We start from the raw sequence: 22,718 nt of genomic DNA on the forward strand, positions 1-22,718 counted from the left end.
CTGCCGAGGAGGAGAATGTGCGAGAGCGCGAAGGATCAGAGAGAGAGCGCGTCCTTCTCATATTCCTTGGAGAGCTCGATCACGCGATCGAGCACCTGGCAGGCTGTGCCGAAGACGGCGAGCGCGAACCAGCCGAAGAACACGAAGCCCCAATGCAGCGGCGCCGTGAACAGCTCTTCCATGAACCAGAAGGTGTGGCCCCACTCGTTCAGGCCGATGTTCGGGAAGATCATGAAGGGGCCCGCGAAGAACAGCAGGAAGGGCAGCGAGATTTTCTTCGCGAATTGCGGAATGCGCGTGCGCGCATACATGAAGGCGCCCCAGCCGGCGATGATGTAGATCGGATAGCTGAGGTAGAACTCCAGAATATGGCTGGGCGTGAAGTCGGTGTCGCGAATGACCGTCTGATGCCAGGTGCCGTCCTGCTCGGTGAAGTAGGAAGCGCCCCAATAGACGGTGAAAGCATAGATCGCGAGCCAGCCGATCAGCGTCAGCAGACGGCGCATCTCCTCGCGCGGCGTGACGGCGTCTATGTTGCGGTCGCGCGTTTTCCAGAGATAGCCGCCGATGCCGCAGAAGGCGATGAATTCGAGCGGCAGCTCGGTCCACATCAGGTTCAGCCAATAGGTCTGAAATTCGGGCGCGAAAGAATCGAGGCCCGCCTTCCAGCCGAAATACTGCTCATAAATGCGGATCGTCACATAGAACACGAAGAGGCAGATCATCGTCCAATAGGCGGGCCAATAATTGACGATGGTGTCGCTCTCCGCGGCTCGGACGGATCCGGCCGCTTTCTCCGTTGTCAGACTCATTGTCGGGTTCCTCCTCTTTATAAAGTCATCGGCTCGAAATCGGTCTCCCGCCGTTCCGAATGACGTTTCGTCTCCCCGTGCGGGCGGGCCGCGACCGCCTTCCCAGCGGCGTCGCGGCCCCGCGCGCGACGTTCGGCGCGTGACGCGGACGCCGGAACTATTTCGGCGCCGCGCCTCTTTGCAGTAGAGCCCGAAAGCTCTTTGCATGTCGGAACCTACCATGTCGCTCTCGGCGCCTGTCAATTGATCATAAAGAATACATATGCGACATTATGCTGCATATACTGCAGTTAATACTTATATAGCGCGATATTTTGATATTTTCATATTATAAAAATTGAGACTTACGCGGATAACTCCACATTTTACGCTGCACTTTTGAATGATACGAATTACAAAATATGAGATTGTCCCGTATTATTAAGTACTGCGACATTGTGCCGCCCACATATGCTTGTTGTGACTCGTGGCGTCTTGGCTCAAAAACAGAGCGTGCGCCGCCTTCGAGACGCGGCGTGGACCAATTTTAAAAAACGGGAGGAGAAAGCTCGAATGCTGCACAAGGTCGAAGAACTCAAATGGGTCGTGCTGTGGATCCTCGTCACGGTCTTCGTATTCGCGATCTTCATTCCCACGGTGAACAGAGCGCTCAATCTCTGATCCTGCGCGACGCGCGAGCGCTGCGCGCTCGCCGCACGCAAAGGTCGGCGCAGGCAGGGAAAATCCGCCTGCGCCGAAACGGCGGGAGGTTTTCGCGCCGCGCGAATTGGTCTATATCCGCCGCGGCTCGAAACCACGGGCGGCGGCATGGATCAAACTTTGACAACAACGATTCTCTATGACGACGACGAGATACGCGTCATCTGGGCTCCGGCAGATTCGAAAATCGTTCTGATCACCTTCGGCGATGCGATCACGCCGGCCAAGGACCATCGTTTTTTCGCCGACACGCCGTTGCGGAAATCGCAAATCGCCGCGATCGGCGTGATGGCCAAGCGCGCCAATTGGTATCCGTCCGAAAATCTCCGCAGAGCGTCGCAGATCATTCTGGAGACGATCGCCGATTATGAGACGCGCGTCGCCTATGGCGGCTCCATGGGCGGCTATGGCGCGGTGAAATTCTCGCGTCTTCTCGCCGCCACGCATGTCATCGCAATGTGCCCGCAATGGTCGATCGATCGCGAGGAATGCGATGGAAGAGACCCGGGCTGGCAGCAGGATTTCATTCCCTCGATGCGCGGCATGGCCATCCGCTCGGCGGACGTCGCCGGCGACGTGTTCATATTCGCCGATTCCTATAACGCCATCGACGATTTTCACTGCCGCAAGATCGTGGAGACCTATCCCGACGCGCATTTCATCAAGGTGCCGAGGGTGGATCATCATGTGACCACGGTTTTCGCCGGCGCCGCCAATCTGCGCGCGCTCATCGACGGCGCGCTGACGCGCGACATGGCGGAACTGCGCCGAATCGCGCGTCAGATTCGCAAGAGCCATTGGCGCTGGCAGAGCCGCATTCTGCAATATGCGATGCGCCGCTTCCCGCGCCTCGCCGCCTCCTATCTCGCCGGCTCCGACAATCGCGATCTGCTGCGCGAAAATTGGCGCTATTTCCCGCAGCTCCTCGCCCATATCGCCGAGACGGCCGGAGCGCCGCGCGCGGTCGCCTTTTATGAGGACTATGCGTCGCTGATCCCCGGCCCCGCGGAACAGCTGCTGATCGGCGCTTTTCTCGCCAGCGTGACCGGCGCGCGCATCGCCCTTGCGACGACCCACGGCTCGGCGCTGGTCTTTGACGTCTCCGAGAACCGGGCGATCCACAAGGCCGGGCCGCTCGCACCATGGGAGTTTCTGGTCGAGGCCGAATATCACGGCGCGGACGTCACGTTGCTCGCGACCGTCGGCGGAACGAGATTCCCGCTTTCCGTGACGGAGAATGGATCGCTCGCCTTCGAGAGCAAAGGGCGGCGAGAGAGCATGAGCTTCGAGCTCATTCAGAACACGGACGACGAATTCGCCATTCGCCACAACGCCAAATATCTCTCCGCGATGCGGGGGGACGGCGTCGCCTGTGATCGCGACGGACCCTATCGATGGGAGATGTTCCGCTTCCGGCCCTTCGGAGGAGCGAGCGCTCCGTAAAGGCGATTCGATCGAAAGCGCGGCGCGCGGTCGAAAGCGCCCGCCATGGCCTTCGCGGCGCTCCTCATAAAATCGACTACGTACGGATACGCATTCCACTGAATCGGCGAGAGTCTACGCTGCGACATTATGTAGCAAGACTGGCTCTATTCGATTTTCGGCCGCCATTCTTGCTATTTTGAACTATTCCAATTCCGTGAAACATCGTCGAAACACATGGTTTACTAGGGCTTTCTCGCCCGCGCCCCCGCGCGGAGACGGGCGCGCCCGCACGAGCCCCGCCGAGAGGCTCAGCGGGCGCGCGCGGACCGTTCAAAATCGAACATTGTCTTCGGTTTTGAAATCATGAGAAAAAAGTCGCCTCGCAGCGCCGTGCGGCGATATGATCGGCGCGCGCGCTGCGAGAGGTTCAGTCTGCACGAGGAACGCCTGGAAATGAGCGGAAACGTTCTCGACCCCGACCATCCCCGCCTGGCCCCGGCGCCCGAACGCAAGCTCGAGACGTCGATTGGACGCGAGAGACGCAGCCGGCGCCCGGATGAGAATCGCCATCGCGAGGAGGTCATTCGCGAGGTTCTCACGCGTGAGGGCGAGCGCCTGTCGCAGGAGGTCATTCGCAAGCTGACGAGCGATCTCGGCGTTTCGCGCGCCACCGCCTATCGCATGATCAAGACCTTCCGCAGCTGCGGCGCCGTCACCGCGCCGATGACGCGTCCGGTCGGCCGCCCCAAAGGCGCGCGCGTGCTCGACTCGGCGCGCGAGACGCTCATTCGCGACACGATCGAGACCTTCTACCTGCAGCCTTCGCGGCCCAAGTTCAGCCAGCTGGTGCGCGAGATCGCCAAGCGCTGCTTGAAGGAGCGGCTGCCGGCGCCCAATTGGCGCACCATCAAGGCGCGCGTGCACGATATCGACATTCAGACGCGGGCGCGGCGGCGTAGCGAGAGCGAGTAGAACGAGAGCGGCGGCGAGCAAGGTGCGGAAGAGATCAGAGGCCACGCGGCCGCTCGAGGCCGTTCAGATCGATCACGCGAAAGTCGACGTGATGATCGTCGACGAGGACTCCGGCCGCGAGCTCGGCCGGCCCTGGATCACGCTCGGCGTCGACGCGCTCACCCGCATGGCGACCGGCTTTCACCTCGCGCTGACGCCGCCGACGCGGCTGTCGGCGAGCCTCGCCATTCTCCACTCCGTCTGCGACAAGACGCGCTGGCTGGAGGAGCGCGGCGTCGATTTCGATTGGCCCGTCGCCGGACTGCCAGAGGCGATCCATGTCGACGCCAACAGCTTCTTCGGTCGCCGCGCCTTCGTGCGCGCCTGTCGAGAGATCGGCATAGAGACGGTGTGGAGCGAGCCGGCGAGCGCGCGCTATGGCGCGCATATACAGGAACTGATCGGCAGCCGCTTGGGCTGCGTTCCGCTCATAACCGATATCGGCCCGATGGAGCGCGGCGAGCGCGATCTCTATGTCGGGCCGCATGCGCAACGTCTGACGCTGCGCGAGCTCGACAGCTGGATCGGCGCGGAGATCGCCGGCGTCTATCATTGCCGCAAGCATCGCGATCTCGGCCGCGCGCCGCTGACGCTGTGGCGCAAGCATATGCGCGACGATCTGCTGCGCCTGCCGCTCGATTGCGTGAGCTTCCGCCTGTCGCTGCTGCCGGACGACGAAGGCGTGCTGGACCAGGAAGGACTGCGCCTGCACGGCCGCCTCTATTGGTCGCGCGCCATCGCCGATGATTTCGCCGCCGGGCGCAAGCGCCTCGAGGCGCGCTATGATCCGAATGATCCTTCGCGCATTTTCGTGCGTCGTCCCTCTGGCCGATTCGTGAAGGCGCGCGCGCTGGCGATCACGCCGACGATCGAGGCGCCGCCGCCAGACGTCGAATTGTCCGAGGATTCGATCAACGCATCCGTCGTGACCAGCGCGACCGCCATCTCCTGCGCGCGCAAATGCGCGAACGCCTGCCCGTTCCAGCCCGCAGATCGCTGAGCATCGAAACGAAAACGAGCGTGTTTTCGAGCGAAGCGGAAAGACTCTAGCTCGCGCGCGCCGAGCCCGTCCCACGCCTGCCGAGCAGCCCCGAAGCTGCGGCCCGCAGCTTTTGGCCGAGCAGCCCGGCGAAGCTCACGCGCGGCGGCCGCTCATAGGCGGCCTCGAGATAGGACGCCACCTCGCCCAGCGGCGAGCCGTCGCCATGACGATCCAGCGCCTCGAGCACATAGCGGTATTTTTCGTGATTGGTCATGGACAGCACGAATTTCTCGAGACTGCCCCAGCTCAGCAGATGCTCGCGCCGAACCGGCGTTCCGCCGCGCGCCATGCGGAAGGACACGGCCAGACGATCGCATTGGCGATCCTGCGTGCGGTGAAAGACATCGCCGCGAAACAGCAGCAGATCGCCCTCGGCGAGCCGCGGCGTCTCGGCGAGCGCCTCGACGTCGAAATCGAAAGCGTGCTTTTTCCCCGTGTCGCGAACGAGAACGGTCGTGCCGCCCGCTTCGCGCTTCAGCGACATGGCGCCTTGTCCGACCGTCAGCCGATGCGCCCCGGGCGCCGCCGCCTCGAGACGGTCGAGCGCCGCCAATGTCAGCCCGGTCTTCTCCGGGTCGGGCTTGGCGATGGGAATGAACATGTGAAGATAGTCCACATGGTTCTCGCCCCACAGCCACCAGCTGTCATGATCCTGATGCCATGCGTCGGTCACGCCCGCCTCGGCCTTGCGCGACGACCAATAGACCGCGCCGCTCAGCATATCGGCGCGCGTCTCGCTGCCCGCCGCCAAGGCGCGGCAGACGTCGAGCAGGCGCGGCTTCATCTCTTGCGCGCAAGCGGGCGTGACGTCCTTCACGCCGTAGAAACGAAAGCTGACGCGAGAGGCCTCTTCGAAATCGCGACGCAGCCGCTCGATCTCCTCTCGGGAGAGAAATCCGGGGACGGCGACAAATCCCTTGGCGCGGTATTCCGCGATCTGATCTTCGGACAGGATCGACATGCAGCGGGCCGGCTTTGAAATATTGAAACGACTAAGGTCGAATTGATAAAAACTCTATCGTCGCGCAGGACCGCGCGTCAATCGCGCATCGGCGAGCGGAAAGTCAGGCTTCCCGCCGCCGCCAACGGATAAGTCCCGCCGTCGAGCCGTCGAGCCCGGCGAGCGGCGCATTCTCGTCCTCCACGATCGGCGCCAGACGATTGGCCAGCTCCTTGCCGAGCTCCACGCCCCATTGATCGAAGGGGTTGATGTCCCAGATCGCCGATTGCACGAAGACCTTGTGCTCATAGAGCGCGACGAGGCGACCGAGCGTGCGCGGATCGAGCCGGCGATAAAGCAGCACGCTGCTCGGCCGATCGCCGGTGAAGACCTTGTGCGGCGCCAGCGCCTCGACGCGCGCGGCGTCTAGCCCTGCGGCGGCGAGCTGCGCTTTCGCCTCCGCGAGCGTGCGCCCGCGCATGAAGGCCTCGCTCTGCGCGAGGCAATTGGAAAAGAGCAGCGCGTGATGATGCGCGTCGGCGTCGATCGGCTCGGCGGCGATGAGAAAGTCGATCGGCGTGACGTCGGTTCCCTGATGCAGCAGCTGGAAAAAAGCGTGCTGGCCATTGGTCCCCGGCTCGCCGAACACGATCGGCCCGGTCGCGAATTCCGCAACGCCGCCGTCGCGCGTCACCGATTTGCCGTTCGACTCCATGTCGAGCTGCTGCAAATAGGCGGGAAAACGCGCGAGACGCTGATCGTAAGGAATGATCGCCTGCGCCGCCCTGCCCTCGACATCGCGATGGAACGCGCCGATCAGCCCCATCAGCGCCGGAATATTGCGCTCGAGCGGCGCGCTGCGGAAATGCTCGTCCATGTCGAAGCCGCCGCGCAGAAATTCCGTGAAATTCTCCGGGCCTATGGCGATGACGAGCGAGAGGCCGATGGCCGACCAGATGGAATAGCGGCCGCCGACCCAATCCCAAAAGCCGAAGACGCGCGACGAATCGACGCCGAATTCCGCCACCTTGTCGAGCCGCGTCGACACGGCGGCGAAATGCGCGGCCACCGCCGCCTCGCCGAGACGCTCCACGATGAAAGCGCGCGCCAGAGCGGCGTTGGCCATGGTCTCCTGCGTCGTGAATGTCTTGGAGGAGACGATGAACAGCGTGCGCGCTGGATCGAGCCCGGCGACCGTGTCCGCCATATCGGCGCCGTCGACATTGGAGACAAAATGCGCGCGCGGGCCGCCTTTGCCGAAAGGCGCGAGCGCGCGCGCCGCCATGGCCGGGCCGAGATCAGAGCCGCCTATGCCGATATTGACGATATCGCTGAACGGCGCGCCGCCGGCGCCGCGCAACTCGCCCGAACGCAGCGCGTGCGCAAAGGCGTAGACTTTCTCGCGCTCCGCCTCGACCGCGCCGCGCACGTTCTCGCCGCCGACGATGAGCGGGCGATCCGAGAGATCGCGCAACGCCCAATGGGCGGCCGCGCGGCCCTCGGTGAGATTGACCGGCTCGCCGGCGAACAACGCCGCGCGCACGCCTTCGAGATCGGCGGCGCGGGCGAGCGCGACGAGCAGACGCAAGGTCTCGCCGTCGATCCGATGCTTGGAGAAATCCAGCAGGAAATCGTCGAGCGCCACCGAGAATTTCGCGAAACGATCAGGGTCGGCGGCGAATAGATCGAGCGTGCGCGACCCGCGCAGCGCCCGCGCATGATCCTGCAGCGCCGCCATTGCTTCGAGAACGCGCGGACGGGACATTCGAGCTCCTCCCGAGACGACGGCGACGCTCATGGTCCCCGCCTCGCTGTTTTCTTTAGCCGATCCGCGCCGAATGCGCGCGCCTCGCAGCGCAGAGATTTTCGCCGGCGCGGGATCGGAGCGCTTTCCGATCGATCCGAGAAGGTTCCGAGGCGAATCGCCACTGTCCCATCTCGGCGGAGATATACGACGGGTTGCTTTCCGACTGTATTATGACAGTTACATGTGTGATTTATATCGTTCGGATGACATGGCGGAGGAGCCTTGGTGCGGCAGATTCCCTTTTTGGATGTGAGAGATGGCGGCCCCATCGCCCATGCCGCGGCGCGCATCGCGGCGGCCGAGGCGCTGCGTGACGCCTGTCTCGCGCCCATGCCGCGCTGGGGCCATGTCTGCCTCGCGCCGCTCGATCGGCTGGCGCGATCCTGGCTGCAGAAATCCGCCTCCCGCTATTTCGAGGATTTGGAGCGCATCGCAGAAATATTGGGATTTCACGGCGCGGCCACCCTCAACATGTCCTATCTCTTCGCCTGCACCACCCAGGCCTTCGTCGCGCCCGACGGCGCGCCGACGATTCGGCGTTCGCTCGACTGGCCCTTTCGCGGCCTCGGGCGCGGTGTCGAGATCGCCTGGGCCGCCGGCCCGGCGGGCGGCTTCTACAATGTGACCTGGCCCGGCGCCATCGGCGTGCTGACGGCCATGGCGCCCGGGCGCTTCTCGGCGGTGATCAATCAGGCGCCGATGCGCCGTCGCATCGATGGCGTCGCCGCCTTCCCTTATGATTTCGCGCTCAATCTCGCCAATGCGCTGAAATATGAGACCGGCTGGCCGCCGGACCATCTCCTGCGCTACGCTTTCGAGACTTGCGCCACATTCGAGGATGCGGTCGCTCTGCTCGCGCGCGAGCCGCTGGCGCGGCCGGTGCTGTTCACGCTGACGGGAACCGCGCCGCATGAGATCGCGCTGATCGAGCGCACCGAGCGCGAGGCCAATGTGCTGCGCGGCCCGGTCATCGTCGCCAATGATTGGCAGCAGCCGCGCGCCGGCTGGCGCGGCCGCATGGGGCCGGAGAATAACGAAGCCCGCCGCGCGCTGATGCGCGAGACATCCGCCGACGCCGCGCCCTTCGCCTGGGCCGTGCCGCCCGTGCTCAATCACACGACGCGCCTCGTGGTCGAGATGACATCGACCCATGCGGATGGTCTCGCCGCGCGCGGCTATGAATGCGCGCCCTGGCGCAGCCTGCCAGAGCCGGCGACGATGGATTTCCGCCTCGGCGACGACACAGCCGCTCTCGCCGCCTGATTATTCGGGCCGCCTGATTACTTCGGCGCCGCCGCGCGCCGCAGCCGATCATTGATCGCCTCGCCGAGCCCATGCGCCGGGATCGGCGCCACGGCCACGGCCGTTGCGCCGCGGGCGTCCAGCTCGCGCAAATAAAGGAAGAGATTGGCCGCCGCCTCCTCGAGATTGGCGGAGGGCGATAAATCCAGCAGGAGCCCCGCCCCTCCGCGCTCGGCGAGACGGCCGCCGAAATCGAGCCCGGCCTCGCCATCGCGCAGCTCTTTCGCCTCGAGCCGCAGCCGCGCTGATGGCGCATAATGGGAGGCGGTCATCCCAGGCGCGACGATCGCCGCCGCGCCGCCCTCGCCCTCCAGCGGCGCGCCCAAGGCCTGCTCCAGCGCCTCCCGCGCCAAGGCGCCCGGCCGCAGCAGCCGCGGCCGCCCGCCGAGAAAAGCGACGATCGTCGATTCGACGCCCTTGTCCGCCCGCCCGCCATCGATGACGAGATCGACCCTCGGCCCGAGATCCTCCAGCACATGCGCAGCCGTCACCGGGCTGACATGGCCGGAGCGATTGGCGGAAGGCGCCGCGATCGGCCGCCCCGCCGCCAAAATCAGCGCCCGCGCGACCGGCGCCGAGGGCGCCCTGAGCGCCACGCTCGCGAGGCCGGCGCGCGCCAGCTCGCAGACCGAGCCGCCCGCCGCCCGCGGCGCCACCAAGGTCAGCGGCCCGGGCCAAAAAGCCTCGGCGAGCCGTAGCGCCTCCGGCGGCAGCTCCGCCTCCCGCCGCGCCGAGTCGATATCGGCGACATGGGCGATGAGCGGATTGAAGCTCGGCCGTCCCTTGGCGGCGTAGATTTTCGCCACCGCCGCGGCGGAGGTCGCATCCGCCCCGAGCCCATAGACCGTCTCAGTGGGAAATGCGACGAGCCCGCCCTCGCGCAAAATGCGCGCGCCGCGTTCGATCGCCTCCTCCCCGGCCGGCGCGCGCCGCGCCGCGCCGTCCTCGCTCCGCGTCATCGCGCCCCGCCATAGGGCGGCGCGGGAATGGCGATATGCGCGGCCCGCAGCGCCCGCGACCAGCTCTCGCGCAAATCGCGGAAATAAGGATCGGAGCCGTCTATGCGCGTCGAGACGTCGGTATGCAGCGCGTCACGGCGTAGCAGAGCGATATCGACCGGCAGGCCGACGGAGAGATTGGAGCGAATCGTCGAATCCATGGAGATGAGCCCGATCTTGAGCGCGTCGAGCACATCCGTGTCGAAGGAGACAGCGCGGTCGAGGATGGGCTTGCCATATTTGTGCTCGCCGATCTGCAGATAGGGCGTGTCCTGCGTGCATTCGATGAAATTGCCCGCCGTATAGATCATGAACAGCCGCAGCTGGCCGTTGCCGATCTGCCCGCCGAACAGCAGCGAGACGTCGAAGCTGACGCCAGAATCCTCCGCCCCCTCCCCCGCCATGGCGTGCGAGCGCCGAACGGCGCGGCCGACGAGCTGCGCGGCCTGCAGCATGCCGCGCGCATCGACGAGACGCTCGATCTCATGAGTCTCGGGATTTTCCAGCCCTTCCGCGAGCAGGGTGACGGCGCCCTGGGTGACGGAGAGGTTTCCGGCGGTGGCGAGCATCATGACGCGCTCGCCCGGCTGCTCGAAGACATGGAGCTTGCGAAATGTGGAGATATTGTCGAGCCCCGCATTGGTGCGGGTGTCGGCGATCATGACGAGGCCGCCGCGCACGAGAATGCCACAACAATAGGTCATCGCCGCTCCGATAGCTCTGGCCCGGCTCCGACGCCGGGCGCGTCCGGCGGGCGGGCGGCGCAACTTAGCGCATCGCAAGGGAATTGGCCGCGCGAAAATCAGCCGGCGCCCAATTTTCGATCGGGCGTTGCGGCGCGGCGCGAATCCGCTATAGGAACATTATTCCCGGCCGAAACGGCGGCTGGGCCGGTAGCTCAATGGTTAGAGCCGGCCGCTCATAACGGTCTGGTTGCAGGTTCGAGTCCTGCCCGGCCCACCAATGAAATCAATAACTTGACGCTTTGAACGGGCGAGCCGTCGAAGCTGACGACATTACCAATGCGTATTTGCGCGCTTTGAGACGCGGCGACGGCTTCACGGTCGGCTGGCGCTTGTTTGTCTCAGCCTTGCCCTCGGCTTGCCGATGAAAAACGCCGTATTCGATATCGACGTGCGGGCGGCCCTGGCCTCTGTCCCACGTTGCATTCAAGATCGCGCCAGGACGTGAGACGGTATAGAGCCCGAGGATTAGGAAGCGGTACAAATGGCGCAAGGGGCGCTTGTCGGTCGTCGCCCCTTCCTGAACCTCGCGAGTGCGCCAGCACGTCCAAAGAAGCTTCGCCGCTTCGTCTCGCGTGAGCCAGCGTTGGCGAGCCGCCCGCACTCCGGCGGCACGACTCTGACGACCGCGCGGTGATAGCCTTCCTTCTGGTGATGCGTGATTGCCGCGCGTAGGTCTTCGAGATCGCGCTTCACGCCGTCATCGCCGCCCGCATTTCCGCCCTGTGTTTGTCGGACGTTCTACCGCCGTGAGTCCGCATAGGCGCGACAAAGAGCGCCAGTGATCTCGTCCAAGTGCTTGTCGCCGAAATGCTCCAACAGGCGTTCGGCCGTTCTCCGGGCGAGCGTGACCGGGCGCGACGTCGTCGAGATAGATTTTGATTACGTCGCTTGTGATAGCGCACGCTCGCGACGTTCCGGCGCCTATTTGCTTGCGATGTATTCCGCGAGTTTTCTTTCAGCCTCTTCGCGCTCGCCAGCGCCTCCGGGTGCTCCGACGGCCGACATTACGCGAATTGCAACTTCGGCTGAATATATCTAACAAAACGATCGAGCGCCCGGATTGATCGATCGTGCTCGATCGTCATCGGTCGCAGCAGAACGGCGCGTATCTGCATATTTTCTTCGAGGTAGTTCAGCTTTTCGATAACGTCTTCATAACTTCCGATGAGAGAACGCTCTATCACGGATTCGATATTCAATTCCGACGGAGAGACCGGGACATCGGCGAGAGCCAAGGCTCTTTTACGATCGACGAAACTTCTTATTTGCGGCAGCGTCTCGTTCAACGCTTCTTCTCTCGATGGCGCGGCGAAAAAAAATCGGGATAAAGTCATCCCAGGATCAGCGCCGGGCGCCGCAGCTCGATAGTGGTCGATCGTCTGGCGAACCCGCTCCATCGAGTAAGGCGGAGCCGCCATTGTTCCCAATCCTCTGCTCGCCGCATAGCGGATAGCGTCAGGCGCGGTCGTCGCGAGGAAGGTCGGGATACGGCGCTGGAGCGGCTTGGGAACGAGAGAGACATCGTCAACCGCAAAATGATCGCCAGCGAATGTCACGTGGTCTTCGTAAAGAAGCCGCTCGACGAGAGTCAGCCCCTCGATCAGCATGTCGCGACTCTGCTCGCGAGGCACATGGAAATGTTTGTTCGGCAAGGTCGCCGATCCGCCGCGCGCGACACCGAGATTCAATCGCCCATTGGAGATGATGTCGACCGTAGCGATGTCTTCGGCCGCTTGGATCGGATTGCGGTAGGCAAGCAAGAGAGCCGCGGATCCGAGACGTATGCGCGATGTGATCGTCGCGAGATGGCCGAGCAGAACCAGGATGGATGAGCTGGCTCCGTTCGGATTGAAATGGTGCTCGGCGACCCAAGCCTCGTCGAACCCGAGGTCTTCCGCTCGTCGCACCAATGCGGCTTGGCGATCGAAGCATTCCTTGTAGCCGCGAAGATGGGTGTGGAACGGGCAAAAGACTCCGAATTTCATGCGACGCGTATCTCTGACGATCGGGGCCGTGGGACGCTCTTGCTATTATATATTTCCACCACATAGCACAAGATCACACGCGTTCCGGCGCGATCACGGGCGCGCTGCGCGAATTGCAGAAAACTCTGATGATATGCCGCATTTGATGAAAAAACAGGCGCGGCGCCGAAAGTTTGATAGGCGAAATTGATTATATATGTGAAATACATATCAAAAATCAGTCGGAGAGAATCTGATGCTGAAAGCAGCCCTGAAACGTGCGCGTCTCGGAGAAACATCTGTCGCCGTTTTCCTTGTCCTGCAAGGGAGCGCTCGTGCGCAGACCGTGCTGCCGGAAATCGACATCGTCGTCCAAAAGCCCCAGCGCGACGGCAGTGAAGCCGCCGGATACCGATCCGGCGCCGCATCTACTCTGCTCTTGGGAGATCGTTCGCTTCAGGATACGCCCTATTCCGTCAATGTCGCGTCGCGCGCTTTGATGAGCAATCTGCAAGCAGCTTCCGCCCAAGACGCGCTCAAATACAATCCCACTGTCTATGAAGGGGCCGCGACCAATATGGTCGGCGGCGGCTCGTCCTTCACGATTCGCGGCTTCACGACCGACACGAACGAGTCGTATGTCGACGGGCTGCATCTCTATGCGTCGTCGCCGATCGAGGACAAGGAGAGGATCGAGGTCTTGAACGGCCCGGCGAGCTTTCTCTTCGGCTTCGCCAACCCTGCCGGCGTCGTGAACTACATTATGAAAAGGCCGACGACAACGCCGTATTACAGCGTCGTCGCGGGCGATTTCGGCGCCGCGCAGGGCTATGCTCATGTCGATCTGAGCGGCCCGCTCGACACGGATGGGGCGTTCGCCTACCGCGTCAATCTCGCGCATGTCGGCTCCGGCGAGACGACGATCTCGTCTCAGTCTCACGAGCGATCGCTCGCCAGCGCCGCGCTCGACTGGCGCGCCGCCGAATCGACAAAGCTGATGTTCGATTACAGTCATTACTATTTCGACATTCGCGGCGGCGACAATCTGTTCACGATCGGATCCGCGCTCAAGACGCTTCCGAAGGCGCCGGATCCGTCGAAAAATTTCATGCCCGCCTATGCCCGCAGCTACGACATGGTCGATCGGGCGGCGCTCCGGCTCACGAGCAAGATCGATGAGACGTTCAACGTTAGAGGAGCGTTCGCTTACTCGGACGTGGACATGTTCCGCAATCGCCCGCGGGATCAGATCACCACCAACCTCGGAAATTACACGATGTCCCGGAATTACTACCGGATGAATAAAGAGGCGATCGAGGGCTATCTCTATCTCGACGCGGAGATCGAAACCTTCGGATGGAAGCACAATGCGACGCTCGGCATGACCGACGAGGATGTCAGGTACCGATACGCCTATCCTTATTCGACACAAACGGTCAGCTACTCCGGCGTCGGCAATATTTATCTGCCGACTGCCTATCCGGTGGATAAGCCCGGCGCTCCGATCGGACCAGCCGACAAGACTTTCGAGCGCACAAATCTGCTGACGGCGTCATTCGTCGATACGGTGAGCCTCACGGATCAATGGTCCCTCCTCGCCGGCGTGACTTTCGCGTCGATCGACGACCGCAACTGGAGCTATTCGACCTATCCGACCAACGGCAAGGTCACCGAGGCGCCCGCCTATCAGAAAAGCGCCGCCACTCCCAGCGCGGCTCTGACCTATAAGCCGTGGTCGAACGTCACGACCTATGTCTCCTACATCGAAGCCCTGCAGAAAGGACCGACGGCGCCGAGCACGACCGCAAACGCCAATCAGACATTGGCGCCGTATCTCGCGCAACAGATCGAGATCGGAGCAAAGACGAGCTGGGGAATGTTCGACGTCAATGTGGCGCTGTTCCGCATCGACAAAGCCAACGCTTTCACCAATACGACCACGAACGTCTACAGCGAGGATGGACGCGAGACCCATGATGGCGTCGAGTTCGTCGCCATGGGGAAAGTTCTGCCGGAGCTGACCGTGACCGGCGGTTTTACTTTGATGCACGCAAAGGTAACGAACGCCGACACGGCGAGCGTCGTGGGAAAAGTTCCAGCGGCGACGCCGCAGAAGCTGGCTCGCCTCTATGCAGAATACGCCTTGCCTTTCGCTTCCGGGCTATTTCTCACGGGAGGATTCTCCTATAACGGAAAAATCTTCGCGGACGCTGCGAATACGCTCGTGCTTCCTTCCGTGGTGACAGGCGACCTCGGCCTCCGTTACGAGACGCGGGTTTTCGATCACGCTCTCGCGCTCCGCGTCAATGTCGCCAATATCTCGGACGAGCATTATTGGTCCATCACTCCGAGCACGCTCACGCTGGGTTCCCCGCGCACGATTTTTGGTTCCGCGCAGCTGACATTCTGAATCGACCAACGGAGCGTCATGTGATCCGCCGAGGAATTATCGCATGCTGTGTCCTCGCCCTGTTCTCGAATGTCGAGACGGTCGCCGAAACGCCATCGTCTTCGACTCGGATCATCACCGATATGGAGAGGCGCGAGGTCGCGCTGCCGCGCGTGATTTCACGAGCCCTCGGCACGGGAGGGGCGCTGGATGCGTGGTTTCTCATGCTCGGAAGCATGGACAAGCTCGTTGGCAGCTCGGCTCAGCTCATCGACAATGCTTGGTTCGCAAAAATCTATCCAGCTGTTCGCGAGCTGCCGGTCATCTATTCGGGCAATCAGGTCGACAAGGAAGCCCTTGTCGCCGCGGCGCTGCAGGTCGCTCTTCTGTTGAACGGAGTGAGCGCCAGGCGAGAGGTCGAACAGTCGGGCGTTCCGATCGTGATGCTCGAGCGAGACGATCCAGCGCAGCTCGAGGAAGCGCTCGAGCTGGTCGGCCGCGTCCTCGGCGAGCGAGAGCTGCGAATAGCCCGAGAATTTCGGAGCTACTATGAATCCAATGTCGTACGCGTGCGTGAACGAACAGGAGCGCTGCCTCCTCAGCGCATTCGTCGCGTCTACTATGCCGCGACGGCTCCACTGGTCACAGAAGGCAGCCGCTCCATCGTCTCATCCTGGATCGAGACCGCAGGCGGGATAAATGTGGCGGGACAGGCCGGCGTCTCCGGGATCGGAAAGACCGTTCAGCTGGAGGATATCCTCCAATGGAATCCCGAGGTGATCATCGCTTTTCTCCCCGCCGTCCGCGACCAAATTCTGGCCGATCCGCGTTGGCGCTCGATCGACGCGGTCAAGAACGGACGGGTCGTCGTCAATCCTCGCGGCGTATATCCTTGGTGCACGCGCAGCGCCGAGGAAGCATTGCAGACGCTATGGGCGGCCAAGACTCTTCACCCGGAGCTGTTCGACGACATAGATCTCGTGCAGGAAACCCAGATCTTTCATGCGAAGTTCTATCATTACGATCTCGGCCGCGACGACGCTGAACGCATGCTACGCGCGGCCCCTCCCGTCCCCTAAGTCGGCGCGAGCAGAAATGCGCCGGTTCCGTGGAGGCGAGGATTGTCCTCGAGAACGATGATCCATTACGCCATGCATGGAGAGCCGCCGTCGCCGAGATATCAGAAGGAGCCACGTCGACGAGCGGCGACGAAACTCTCGTATCCTCCAACGGTGCGACATCCTCGATCGTCACACGGTCGCCAAAGCGCCCTCGGAGGATCGACGCCGCGTCACGGCTCACATTCACTTGCTCCAGCGGGGTCTAGCGGTCTTCAAATCGAACGCCTCGAGAAACGCGTCCACCATAGCGGAGAGCCGATGTGCGCTTACGCCGTCCCGGGCTTGCACCGACAGTCCGTGCAGCAGGGCGGCGCAGCAGTCGCCGAGCGCGACCTCGTCGACATGGCCCGCGAGTTCGCCGGCGCGCTTCGCCTGCCGCAGCCGCTCGATGATCGACTGGGTTCGGGCCCTGCGATGCTCCGACAGCCAGGCGCCGAGGGCGGCATTCTCCGGCGCGCAATTCGTCGCGGCTGAGACGACCATGCAGCCTCTCCGATCCACAGTGTAGAGCGCGATAGCCGCCCGGAACATTTCTTCCAGCATGGCGCGAATATCCTTCTCGCCGCGCAAGGCGCGGTCGGCGAAACCGCCTTCTTGCGCCTCGTAGAGCTCGATCGCCTCGCGGAACAACGCCTCCTTCGAGCCGAAAGCAGCATAAATCCGCGCCGACGCAATGCCGAGAGCGGACACGAGATCGGCCATAGACACGCCCTCATAGCCACGCGCCCAAAAAAGAGCGCGCGCGGTCTCGAGCGCCGCCTTCCTGTCGAATTCGCGGGGTCTGCCAGCCATGCGGTCCCACCATTATTGATCGATCGATCAATAATGTGCTTGACATCCATCCGCAAGGGAGCATTCTTTGTTGGTTGACAAAGAATGGTGGCGCGATGAAGACGATCAAAGGTCCGAGCATCCATCTCGCACAGTTCAGCGACGCTCGCGAACCGTTCGACAATTTGGCTTCGCTCGCCAATTGGGCGCGTGCGCAGGGCTTCGCCGCGATCCAGATTCCGGCCTGGGACCAGCGGCTGTTCGACGTGCGGAAAGCCGCCGAGAGCCAAGCCTATTGCGACGAGATCGCAGGAATTCTCGCCGCGCGTGGGCTCGTCGTCAGCGAGTTGACGACGCATCTTTTCGGGCAGCTCGTCGCCGTGCATCCGGCCTATGATGCGATGTGCGACGCTTTCGCGCCGCCGGAGCTTCATGGGAACGCCGCCGCGCGCAGCCAATGGGCGCGCGAGCAGATCGAGCTCGCCGCAGAGGCCTCGCGCCGGCTCGGCCTCGGTGCGATGGGCACATTTTCCGGCTCGTTCCTCTGGCCGTATTTTTTTCCCTTCCCCCAACGGCCGGAAGGATTGGTCGAAACCGCATTCGACGAGCTGGCGCGCCGCTGGCGGCCCATCCTCGATCTATGCGACGAGCAAGGCGTCGATCTCTGCTTCGAGCTCCATCCCGCCGAGGATCTGCACGATGGCGTGACATTCGAAATGCTGCTGGAGCGCGTCGGCTTCCATCACCGCTGCCGCCTTCTCTATGACCCCAGTCATTTCATCCTTCAGCAGCTCAAATATCTCGACTTCATCGACATCTATCACGAGCGGATCGGCATGTTCCACGTCAAGGACGCCGAATTCGCGCCCACCGGACGCCAAGGCGCTTATGGCGGCTATCGCCCCTGGATCGACCGAGCGGGACGTTTTCGGTCCCTCGGCGACGGGCAGGTCGATTTCCGCTCGATCTTCGCAAAGCTCGCGCAATATGATTTTTCCGGTTGGGCCACGCTCGAATGGGAATGTTGCCTGAAGGACCAGCAGGACGGCGCGCGCGAAGGCGCGGCCTTCATTCGCAACCATACGATACGCGTGACAGAAAAAATCTTCGACGACTTCGCGGGCGCGCCGCTCAGTTCGGCGCAGGCCAATGCGATGCTCGGCATTTCGTGATCTCTGGCGGAGATTTTCTTCATGACGAATTTGTCGGCGCCCGACACGCGGGACGAAGGCTTCGCGCATCATTACATTCGCTTGGACGGCGAGAGGCTCCATTGCGTCGTTCTGGGCGAGGGCAAGCCCGCGCTTCTCATTCCAGGCTGGCCGCAGACCTGGTACGCTTGGCGCCATGTCATGCCCGCGCTGGCTCGCAACGGCTTTCGCGCCATCGCCGTCGATCCGATCGGCTCGGGCTATTCGTCCCGGCCAGAGCGCGGCTATGACACCGGCTCGGCCGCCCGCCTGCTGCACCGTCTCATGATCCAGCTCGGCCACGATCGCTATCGCGTCGCCGGTCATGACGTCGGAATGTGGATCGGCTACGCGCTCGCGACCGACCATCCCGAGGCGGTGGAGAGGATGGCGTTGACGGAGGCGGTGATCCCGGGCCTCGCCCCTTCGCCGCCGATCTTCGTCCCGCCGTCCGACAATATTTTCCTCTGGCATTTCCTGTTCAACCAGATTCTGGACCTGCCCGAGTTCCTCACCTCGGGCCGCGAGAAAGAGTATCTCGGCTTCATCTTCGACAAATGGTCTCATCGGCGCGACCGCGTCGCCGCGGATGTCTATGCCGCGGCCTATGGGACGCCGGGGGGCCTTCGCGCAGGCTTCGCCTATTACCGCGCCATTCCCGAGACAATTCGGCAAAATCGCGAGCGCGCGAGCCGACCATTGACGGCGCCGGTTCTCGCGATCGGCTGCGAACATGCGACAGCGGACGCGCCGATCGAGACGCTTCGTCCACATGCGACGGATTTACGTGGCGAGATCATCCGCGATTGCGGGCATTTCGTCATGGAGGAGGCGCCACGAGAATTCAACGCTCAGCTCATTCCCTTCTTCCTCGAGGAGAGCGTCCCATGACGATCGACGCCGACATCGCTGCGCTTCTGGCGCGCGCGCCGGTCACGCCGCCCGCCTCTCTCGAAAGCCTTCGCGCGGAAACCGATCTTGCGCTGCGATCTATGCAAGGCGCATTGGAAGAGATCGAGCGGATCGACGATTTCGCGGTAGAAGAAGGCGAATACGACGCCGCCATTCCCGTTCGCGCCTATCGACCGCTCGGGACGACGTGCGACACGCCGCCAGCCATTGTTTTCGCCCATGCCGGCGGCTGGCGCCTCTGTTCCCTCGACTCTTATGATAACCCTTGCCGCGCCCTCGCCAACGCCACGGGCTGCGTCGTTTTCTCGGTCGGCTATCGGCTCGCGCCGGAACATCCCTACCCTGCTCCGCTCGAAGACGTGTATCGCGCCCTTTGCTGGGTCGTCGCTCATGCGGGTGAATTGCGGATCGACAAGAATCGAGTTGCCATCGGAGGCGACAGCGCCGGGGGAAATCTCGCCGCTGGAGCGGCTCTGCTCGCGCGTGATCGACGCGGTCCGACGATTGCGCATCAGCTTCTCGTCTATCCGGCGCTCGACACCGATCACGACACGCCGTCTTATCGGAAATTCGCAGAGGGATATTATCTCACTCGCGACGTCATGAAGCAGTGCTGGAGCGATTATCTGGGCGAGCTCTTATCGGCGCCGCCCGTCTACGCCGCGCCGCTGCGGGCGGAGCTGCGCGGCTTGCCGTCGGCGACGATTCTGGTCAGCGAATATGATCCGCTGCGCAGCGAGGGGGAAGCCTATGCGCGCAAGCTCGAAGACAGTGACGTTTCGGCTACGCTCATTCGCCTCGACGGAATGATCCACGCCTGCATCCATATGCTCGGCGTGGCGCCGGCCGCCTCCACTCTTTTCGTTCATGCCGGTCGGGAAATCCGCAACACGTTCGGACTTGAGCCGAGGTGACAAAGCCCAAACGCTCGGCCCACCGTTCGACAAGCGTCGCCCAGTCGTTTCTAAAATGAATGTCTCGCGTCGTGCGGACGAGGAGCGCAGCCTTGCGGAGGTCCATTTTATCAATATACTAATACCATCGATTACATCGATATATATAGGCAAGGGAGCGCCGACAATGCCTGTTTCATGGTCCGCCTCAGCGCGACAGATTTATTCGACGGTTGCTTTCTGCGCCCTCGCCGCCGCAGTCCTTTCCCCTGTTTCGACGCTCGCCCAAGATGCTCAGGTGGAAGACGTTCATGTCGGCGCTCGCGTCGATCAGCCGACGCGAGAAGAGGCCAGACAGCTGACGAATGCTCCGCGTTCCGTCGCTGTCGTCAATGGCGCCAAGGCGGAAGAAGAGCATCTCGAGCGATTGTCGGATTTTTCACAGTTCGTTCCGAACTATCGGCCCCAGGAAGGAAATCCGGTCACGACAAGACCGGCGATCCGTGGAGTCAGCAGCGCCATCGGTCTCCTGAGCCGCAGCTCGGGCAATTCGGTCGGCGCGGAATTCGACACGGGATTTATTCTCGACAATGTCTTCTGGAAATATGTCGGCTTCCAGGGCACCGACTTCATCGATCTCCGCTCGTTCGAGCTCGCGCTCGGCCCGCAGGGAACCGCCGGCGGAAAAAATACGACCGTAGGCAATGTCGTCATCCAGACGCAGCTGCCCTCCTTCGAACGCGCTGCGACATTCGAAAGCTCTTTCGCCAACTACGCGCATTTCATCGAAAAGCTGAACGTCACCGGCCCGATTGTCGACGACAAGCTCGCCTATCGGCTGGCGCTCTTCGTCGACAAAGGCAATGGTTGGATCAGAGATCAGCTGACCGGCGCCGACTATCTCAACGACAATCGCTGGGGAGCGCGTGGACAGCTGCTCTATGTCGGCGACAATGTCACGGATCGTCTGATCTTCAATTATAACGCTCAATACGAATACAGCACCACCAACACCTTCGCCACAGGGCCCTTCGCCGATTCCTTTCTGGTCTACGCCAACGGAACGTTGCCGGCCCGCACTTTCGCTCAGAATGTCGCCTCGAGGCTGGGAAAGCCGATCCTCACCTATGATCCCTACCGCCCCTACGCCACCAGCGCAGGCACATTCACCGGACGCAATTACACGGTTTCGAACGAGCTGAACTGGGCGATCGACGAAAACACACTGACATCGATCACGGCTTACGGCCGTTCACGGATTCTCGCGCACAATCCGATCGGCAATCAAGAACTCGAAATTTCGGGCGGCGGCCTCAGTCCTTACGTCGATCAGTTCTCGCAGGAGCTTCGCCTCTCCTCGCCACGCGAGAAGACGCTCGAATGGGTCACGGGTCTCTATTCGCTCTATGAGAACGCTTGGAGCCGGAGCACCAGCGTCTTCGGCGCCGATGCGGCGGCTTGGTATAGCCGGCCGGCTCTGCAACGCGGCCTCCAGAACAATCGCGACAGCAAATCGCGCACCTTCAGCCTGGCGGGCTATGGCCAAGCAACCTATCACATAGACGACGCCTGGGCGCTCGCCTTCGGCCTGCGCGACAGCTACGAAGTCAAAGAAGGCTCCGTCTTCAGCTGGGATCAGCTCTACGCCAATCAATTTACATTCGCCCAGCAGGAGGCCGCCATTCGCGCCGGCGGCGGCCAGCCCTTCTTCGACACCGGCGGCCAGACGAAGACATTCAACTCGGTCACCGGGATCCTCAATCCGCAATACAGGCTGAACGACAATCTTCTCTTCCATGCCCTCGTCGCGCGCGGCGAGAAATCCGGCGCGATCAACAACGCCGCCCAGCCGATCCTCGACGGCTCGCTGAATTTCAAAGGCTGGCAGCCGCTCATCACCAAGCCCGAGACCTCTTGGGATTATGAAATCGGCCTCAACACGAATTGGCTGGACAATCGCCTCGTCGCCAATTTCAATTTCTACTGGAACGACATCTATAATTTCCAGACGAGCCTCACCGACGCCTCTTACGCGGACAGCACGGGGCAGCCGATCCGCACATCCTATCTCGGCAATGTCGGTCATCTCCGGCTGCGCGGCTTCGAATTCGTCGGCCGATGGAGCCCGTTGGAGCGCCTGTGGCTCTCCTTCAACGGCGCCTATACGGAAGCGCGCTGGATCGACTACGCCAACGCCACGCCGCCGGCCGACTGGATCTGGCCGGCGACCGCGGGCTCGCTCGCCGCGCCTCTCACTCTGTCGCGCTCCAACACGCGCTGGGAGAACCTGCCGATCTGGTCGTTCAACGTCGGCGCGAATTACGACCAGCCGCTCGGAGCGCTATTCCGTGATTTCGGGACGGAGTGGGACCGCCCGGTCACCGGCTTCGGCTACGTCAATGTCGCCTGGCAAGACAAGACGCAACTCACCGATCCGCACTCGGTGTTTCAATTTTGGCAGCCTCCGTTCGCCATTGTGAACGCGGGCCTCGGCCTCAGAACCGACGACGAGCGCTACAGCCTTTCGGTCTGGGCGAAGAATGTCTTCGACGAGCGGCCGATCTATTCCTGGTCGCCCGGCGACGCCAGCAATCCCGCATCGGTCGGACTGCCCATCAGGCCACGCACATATGGGGGCACGTTGCGCGTCAAGCTGTACTGACAATTTCGAGACGAGTCGCGCGACGCTCCCGTCC

At 62.6% G+C, this 22,718-nt stretch carries 17 protein-coding genes and 1 tRNA gene; 11 read left to right on the forward strand and 7 right to left on the reverse strand.

Annotated elements, in window-relative coordinates; translation table 11 throughout:
• Nucleotides 1–35 precede the first annotated feature (35 nt).
• Nucleotides 36–812, reverse strand: coding sequence for a bacterial ammonia monooxygenase, subunit AmoC (amoC, locus tag METLW4_RS0109595; protein ID WP_018265988.1), 777 nt, complete (start codon nt 810–812; stop codon nt 36–38).
• Nucleotides 813–1,631: 819 nt separating this feature from the next.
• Here amoC and METLW4_RS26435 point away from each other — a divergent pair.
• The 3 genes from METLW4_RS26435 to METLW4_RS0109620 all read left to right on the forward strand — a co-directional run bounded on the left by METLW4_RS26435 (nt 1,632) and on the right by METLW4_RS0109620 (nt 4,947).
• Nucleotides 1,632–2,954 (forward strand): hypothetical protein, encoded by a 1,323-nt coding sequence (locus METLW4_RS26435; protein WP_157235012.1) that lies wholly within the window; start codon nt 1,632–1,634, stop codon nt 2,952–2,954.
• A 435-nt stretch (nt 2,955–3,389) separates the two neighbouring features.
• On the forward strand, nt 3,390–3,908 hold the full coding sequence (locus METLW4_RS0109615) for a hypothetical protein (RefSeq protein ID WP_026191392.1): 519 nt from the start codon (nt 3,390–3,392) through the stop codon (nt 3,906–3,908).
• 22 nt (nt 3,909–3,930) lie between these two features.
• Nucleotides 3,931–4,947, forward strand: coding sequence for a Mu transposase C-terminal domain-containing protein (locus METLW4_RS0109620; protein ID WP_026191393.1), 1,017 nt, complete (start codon nt 3,931–3,933; stop codon nt 4,945–4,947).
• A 46-nt stretch (nt 4,948–4,993) separates the two neighbouring features.
• Here METLW4_RS0109620 and METLW4_RS0109625 read toward each other — a convergent pair whose 3' ends face one another.
• Both METLW4_RS0109625 and pgi read right to left on the reverse strand, forming a co-directional pair.
• Nucleotides 4,994–5,950, reverse strand: coding sequence for a hypothetical protein (locus METLW4_RS0109625; RefSeq protein ID WP_018265991.1), 957 nt, complete (start codon nt 5,948–5,950; stop codon nt 4,994–4,996).
• Between the two features lie 103 nt (nt 5,951–6,053).
• Complete coding sequence (pgi, locus tag METLW4_RS0109630) at nt 6,054–7,694, reverse strand: glucose-6-phosphate isomerase (protein WP_026191394.1); 1,641 nt, start codon at nt 7,692–7,694, stop codon at nt 6,054–6,056.
• 267 nt (nt 7,695–7,961) lie between these two features.
• Between pgi and METLW4_RS0109635 the strand changes: the two genes are divergently transcribed.
• Nucleotides 7,962–8,999, forward strand: coding sequence for a hypothetical protein (locus METLW4_RS0109635; RefSeq protein ID WP_157235014.1), 1,038 nt, complete (start codon nt 7,962–7,964; stop codon nt 8,997–8,999).
• A gap of 17 nt (nt 9,000–9,016) precedes the next feature.
• On the opposite strand, the gene METLW4_RS0109640 is transcribed toward METLW4_RS0109635, so the two are convergent.
• Together METLW4_RS0109640 and METLW4_RS0109645 are read right to left on the reverse strand one after the other, a co-directional pair.
• Nucleotides 9,017–9,997, reverse strand: coding sequence for an L-threonylcarbamoyladenylate synthase (locus METLW4_RS0109640; RefSeq protein ID WP_018265994.1), 981 nt, complete (start codon nt 9,995–9,997; stop codon nt 9,017–9,019).
• Complete coding sequence (locus METLW4_RS0109645; RefSeq protein ID WP_018265995.1) at nt 9,994–10,740, reverse strand: peptidase; 747 nt, start codon at nt 10,738–10,740, stop codon at nt 9,994–9,996. The genes METLW4_RS0109640 and METLW4_RS0109645 overlap by 4 nt, the downstream gene beginning before the upstream one ends.
• Before the next feature lie 183 nt (nt 10,741–10,923).
• Here METLW4_RS0109645 and METLW4_RS0109650 point away from each other — a divergent pair.
• A tRNA-Ile gene (locus tag METLW4_RS0109650) sits at nt 10,924–10,999 on the forward strand.
• A gap of 787 nt (nt 11,000–11,786) precedes the next feature.
• Here METLW4_RS0109650 and METLW4_RS0109655 read toward each other — a convergent pair.
• A complete protein-coding gene (locus METLW4_RS0109655) occupies nt 11,787–12,767 on the reverse strand; it encodes an LLM class flavin-dependent oxidoreductase (protein ID WP_018265996.1) in 981 nt (326 codons plus the stop codon).
• A 235-nt stretch (nt 12,768–13,002) separates the two neighbouring features.
• Here METLW4_RS0109655 and METLW4_RS0109670 point away from each other — a divergent pair, with 235 nt between their 5' ends.
• Nucleotides 13,003–15,156: a TonB-dependent receptor gene (locus METLW4_RS0109670; protein WP_083919253.1), complete on the forward strand. Its 2,154-nt coding sequence runs from the start codon at nt 13,003–13,005 to the stop codon at nt 15,154–15,156.
• 122 nt (nt 15,157–15,278) lie between these two features.
• Complete coding sequence (locus METLW4_RS24535) at nt 15,279–16,214, forward strand: ABC transporter substrate-binding protein (protein WP_018266000.1); 936 nt, start codon at nt 15,279–15,281, stop codon at nt 16,212–16,214.
• 225 nt (nt 16,215–16,439) lie between these two features.
• On the opposite strand, the gene METLW4_RS0109680 is transcribed toward METLW4_RS24535, so the two are convergent.
• A complete protein-coding gene (locus tag METLW4_RS0109680) occupies nt 16,440–17,048 on the reverse strand; it encodes a TetR/AcrR family transcriptional regulator (RefSeq protein ID WP_018266001.1) in 609 nt (202 codons plus the stop codon).
• A 95-nt stretch (nt 17,049–17,143) separates the two neighbouring features.
• Here METLW4_RS0109680 and METLW4_RS0109685 point away from each other — a divergent pair, with 95 nt between their 5' ends.
• The 4 genes from METLW4_RS0109685 to METLW4_RS0109700 all read left to right on the forward strand — a co-directional run bounded on the left by METLW4_RS0109685 (nt 17,144) and on the right by METLW4_RS0109700 (nt 22,684).
• Nucleotides 17,144–18,199 carry a sugar phosphate isomerase/epimerase family protein gene (locus METLW4_RS0109685; RefSeq protein ID WP_018266002.1) on the forward strand — a complete coding sequence of 352 codons (1,056 nt, stop codon included), beginning with the start codon at nt 17,144–17,146 and terminating at the stop codon, nt 18,197–18,199.
• Nucleotides 18,200–18,220: 21 nt separating this feature from the next.
• Nucleotides 18,221–19,108 (forward strand): alpha/beta fold hydrolase, encoded by an 888-nt coding sequence (locus METLW4_RS0109690; protein WP_018266003.1) that lies wholly within the window; start codon nt 18,221–18,223, stop codon nt 19,106–19,108.
• Nucleotides 19,105–20,043 carry an alpha/beta hydrolase gene (locus METLW4_RS0109695; RefSeq protein WP_018266004.1) on the forward strand — a complete coding sequence of 313 codons (939 nt, stop codon included), beginning with the start codon at nt 19,105–19,107 and terminating at the stop codon, nt 20,041–20,043. Before METLW4_RS0109690 ends, METLW4_RS0109695 begins: the two co-directional genes overlap by 4 nt.
• 277 nt (nt 20,044–20,320) lie before the next feature.
• Entirely contained in the window at nt 20,321–22,684 is a 2,364-nt protein-coding gene (locus tag METLW4_RS0109700) for a TonB-dependent receptor (protein ID WP_018266005.1), read from the forward strand.
• Nucleotides 22,685–22,718: the final 34 nt, after the last annotated feature.

Source organism: Methylosinus sp. LW4, assembly GCF_000379125.1.
In the GTDB taxonomy this organism is placed as follows: domain Bacteria; phylum Pseudomonadota; class Alphaproteobacteria; order Rhizobiales; family Beijerinckiaceae; genus Methylosinus.

Coding starts and splice junctions, on each gene's coding strand:
- amoC (WP_018265988.1), bottom strand. CDS start 812: ATGAGTCTGACAACGGAGAAAGCGGCCGGATCCGTCCGAGCCGCGGAG.
- METLW4_RS0109615 (WP_026191392.1), top strand. CDS start 3,390: ATGAGCGGAAACGTTCTCGACCCCGACCATCCCCGCCTGGCCCCGGCG.
- METLW4_RS0109625 (WP_018265991.1), bottom strand. CDS start 5,950: ATGTCGATCCTGTCCGAAGATCAGATCGCGGAATACCGCGCCAAGGGA.
- pgi (WP_026191394.1), bottom strand. CDS start 7,694: ATGTCCCGTCCGCGCGTTCTCGAAGCAATGGCGGCGCTGCAGGATCAT.
- METLW4_RS0109640 (WP_018265994.1), bottom strand. CDS start 9,997: ATGACGCGGAGCGAGGACGGCGCGGCGCGGCGCGCGCCGGCCGGGGAG.
- METLW4_RS0109645 (WP_018265995.1), bottom strand. CDS start 10,740: ATGACCTATTGTTGTGGCATTCTCGTGCGCGGCGGCCTCGTCATGATC.
- METLW4_RS0109655 (WP_018265996.1), bottom strand. CDS start 12,767: ATGAAATTCGGAGTCTTTTGCCCGTTCCACACCCATCTTCGCGGCTAC.
- METLW4_RS0109670 (WP_083919253.1), top strand. CDS start 13,003: ATGCTGAAAGCAGCCCTGAAACGTGCGCGTCTCGGAGAAACATCTGTC.
- METLW4_RS24535 (WP_018266000.1), top strand. CDS start 15,279: ATGGAGAGGCGCGAGGTCGCGCTGCCGCGCGTGATTTCACGAGCCCTC.
- METLW4_RS0109680 (WP_018266001.1), bottom strand. CDS start 17,048: ATGGCTGGCAGACCCCGCGAATTCGACAGGAAGGCGGCGCTCGAGACC.
- METLW4_RS0109685 (WP_018266002.1), top strand. CDS start 17,144: ATGAAGACGATCAAAGGTCCGAGCATCCATCTCGCACAGTTCAGCGAC.
- METLW4_RS0109690 (WP_018266003.1), top strand. CDS start 18,221: ATGACGAATTTGTCGGCGCCCGACACGCGGGACGAAGGCTTCGCGCAT.
- METLW4_RS0109695 (WP_018266004.1), top strand. CDS start 19,105: ATGACGATCGACGCCGACATCGCTGCGCTTCTGGCGCGCGCGCCGGTC.